Source organism: uncultured Empedobacter sp. (assembly GCF_937930195.1).
Taxonomy (GTDB): Bacteria; Bacteroidota; Bacteroidia; order Flavobacteriales; family Weeksellaceae; genus Empedobacter; species Empedobacter stercoris.
Map to the genome: position 1 here is coordinate 1 of NZ_CALGVK010000194.1, position 3,219 is coordinate 3,219.

3 protein-coding genes and 1 pseudogene are annotated in these 3,219 nt (G+C 30.9%); all 4 read right to left on the minus strand.

Annotated features, from left to right (window positions below):
- Nucleotides 1-235: pseudogene (locus Q0616_RS11695) on the minus strand (hypothetical protein); the annotation flags it as partial.
- A gap of 9 nt (nt 236-244) precedes the next feature.
- Entirely contained in the window at nt 245-2,206 is a 1,962-nt protein-coding gene (locus Q0616_RS11700) for a hypothetical protein (RefSeq protein WP_298777074.1), read from the minus strand.
- Nucleotides 2,178-2,801: a hypothetical protein gene (locus tag Q0616_RS11705; RefSeq protein ID WP_298777076.1), complete on the minus strand. Its 624-nt coding sequence runs from the start codon at nt 2,799-2,801 to the stop codon at nt 2,178-2,180. Before Q0616_RS11705 ends, Q0616_RS11700 begins: the two co-directional genes overlap by 29 nt.
- The gene (locus tag Q0616_RS11710) at nt 2,798-3,070 is read right to left on the minus strand and encodes a hypothetical protein (RefSeq protein WP_298777077.1); all 273 of its coding nucleotides are present in this window, start codon (nt 3,068-3,070) and stop codon (nt 2,798-2,800) included. The genes Q0616_RS11705 and Q0616_RS11710 overlap by 4 nt, the downstream gene beginning before the upstream one ends.
- Nucleotides 3,071-3,219 lie beyond the last annotated feature (149 nt).

Genomic DNA, 3,219 nt, shown 5'->3' on the forward strand with positions numbered 1-3,219 from the left:
AGGATGAACTAATGGTTGCATCGGATTTTGTTCGGTCTTTTGGATCAAATTCCTCCCAGTCTTTTAAAGTTCGATTGAAAGGCATAAATCCAAATTCTCCTAATGGTCTATACTCTTCAATAACTGATTCGCCTACATAAAAATTGATATAGTTTGCCAAAACTTCTACTTGTCCATTTCGTAAAACTTCTCCTCGAGATGGAACTCCTCCCAATTCTAAATCTTGACCTGTCAATTCATTGTATTATTTATCTGGTCGATTCATGATATAATTTCGATAACCACGATCTTTCATTTCGAATAATAATCTCGATTTATCTCGTTCAGGTAATACCTGCATTCCTAAAAATACACAAGCCTTAATCACATCATCAAAAAATACATTAACATCTGGTCGTTCCACATACTCCATGAAAAATCCATATTCTGCAAATCCTACATGTTTACCACGAGAAACTGCATGAATACTACCATTAGAACCCCTACCATCTGAAGTTGTAGAAATATCGTACGGATCACAACCCAATGCTCCCATTGATATATTACCAGGATAAATTTTTCCATTTCTTTTCTCTACCTTGTTGCGTAATTCTTTTGGTGGTAAACAACTGAAGTAGAATCTTCCATTTGAATTTGGTACTGCAATCACTTCACCACAATCACGCTTACCATCTTTCCATTCTAACGAATATTGTGCTACTTCGAAGAAATGACGTTCATTTGCCGATTGTCCTTTTATGGCTTGAACAAACTCTTTGTTGTATAAAATTTGTGAGTGTATATTATTGACATTGAAAGGTGAGTTTCCTGAAGGTTCACGAAACGCATCGTCAATTGTTCGTGGATTCTTTCTGAAAAATTCGTTTAAAGCATCTTGATTATGCTTCAAGTCATTTGCATAATTATCAAAGTATTCAATTACTCCTTGCGTAATATTTTCTCCATCAATTCCTAAAATTGTTTTTGTAGGATTTTCAAGAACAGGATAACCATATTCATCAATGAAACCTTCAAAATTATAATACTGAGAAACGAAAATAGAATATAAACCACTTTCGGTTTCTCCATTTTTCATTCGTTTAGAAACATCCGATTTAAAATACATGGACTTCCCTTCCGCTCCTCCTAAATTAGAAGGGTTTATCGTAGATCCTGCTTTACATTTACCGATAATTTTACGACCAATACGCAAACTTTGCTTAATTACATCCCAATGCTTTTCAAAGTTTTCTGGCTTTTCCCATTTAGAAAACTCATCTTCAATAATTAGTTTTAATTTTTCTGAATCGTAAGAGTTGTCTTTCGTATTTTTCCAGTTGATACGAGATCCTAATCCATTTCCAAATTCAGAAAAACCACCTCCCATATTTTTACGAGTTGACCTTCCTGAAGGTGCTTTGAAAGACCATTCTTTCTTAGGGTCATCAGAACCTTCGAACAATGGTTTAAAAAAGAATGGATAACGCTTAAATTTCGGACTTAATTTTGAAGTGAAAAATGATTTGGCATCTTCTCCCGTTTTCGATACTATACCAACCAATATATTTTCATTCTCACTTCCAACCTTTATACAGTCTGAACTTGCTTCTTCTGACCAACCTGTACGTCTTGCTTTTACTTTTATTTGTCCGTAACTTCTTTTATCTGCAACACAAGCTTCCCAATGATAATAGGAAATCATAGAGGATAACCAAAAATCTGCATAACCAACATCAATTGGTGACCATTGCAAATACATATAATGAAACCCAGTTATATAATGCGCTTTACCATTTATGTAAAACCAATAACCTTCTTTACGTCTGCGAAATTCTTCTAATATATACGGGTGGTATTTATCTTTGACCTCTTTCGGTGATGATTCCAAATAACCATCAGGACCATACATCGTATTATAACGTTCTAACTCTTTCGGTAAAGGTGCACGTTTCCATTTTTGATTGGATTTTGGTAATTCGTAACCGAAAATAGTATCACTTTCTGGTTTAGAAGGAATGGCAATGTATAGATTGGCAATTTTGTAAATATCACCAATAGTACCATCTTTAGATATAATAATTATATCAAATTCTTCATTGTAACCATAATTCCATGACTTTGATTTATTCCTTGATTTTAAGACTTCTCGAGGAACAATTTCTACAATACTAAATAAATCGTAGTACTTAAATACTTCTTTAATTTCCTTTGGCAAATTGCTCAACATACCCTACTCCAGTTTCTATTTCTGTTGTAGACTTATCCGTTTCTGTTTGCCCTTGTTGGATAATTATTTCATATTTAATTTCTTTTAAATCTTGTTCTTTTTTATCTAAGAATTTTAGAATAAAAAAGGTATCTGATATTAAAATATGTTTTAACTGAATGTTCTTTTTTATAATAGATGGCGATAAAACTTCCTTCACAGGTTTCTCTTTTATCTCTTTCAAATATTTTTCAGGAACATCATCATAATTTTTTTGTTCTTTTTCTTTAGCAAAGATTGCTTTCTCTACAATCAATTTCAAAAAATCAAGTGTTTGATAAGATATATCTATCCCTCTTTCGTATGCACCTTTTACATAACTAACCAACGATTTAACTTCTTGTTTTTGAACATCTTTGCTACTTGTGCTAATTTCGTGCAAAATTTTGGCTTGTTCAATTACTTCATCAAGAATTTTAAAATAATCTTCAATAGCAATACGAATCGATTCTGGCGAATTAATAATCTTGTCGTTATTCAAGGCTTTTAACAATTCTTTACTTCCTTCTTTAGCTGTTTCAATTCCTGATCGTATGCGAATTAAATTTGTGTTCATAAATTATTATGTCTTAAACCTTTTGAATAAGATTCTAAATTAATAAATTGTTCATTTTCCAAATTATTTTCTAACCATTCTATAATTAACCCATTTGGTAAATTATTATCTACATCATAAATAACATCAGAAGTATTAAAATAATAGACAGAACCAAAACTCAATACATTCAATAAATCATTATTTACAGCAAATTCAAATAACAAATTATGCTTCTTTTCAAATTCTGAAATATATTTTTTTATTATTTTATCTAATTTTTTTCTCATGTTACAATTTCGTTATTTTATTAACCTATCAACAAAACGTGTTAAGTTTTATCGATTTATTTAACTTGATAATGTTGATAGAAACTTATTAATCCTTTTCCAAATTTCATTAAAAATATACTCAGTCAAATACGCTTGAGTTTCATCAT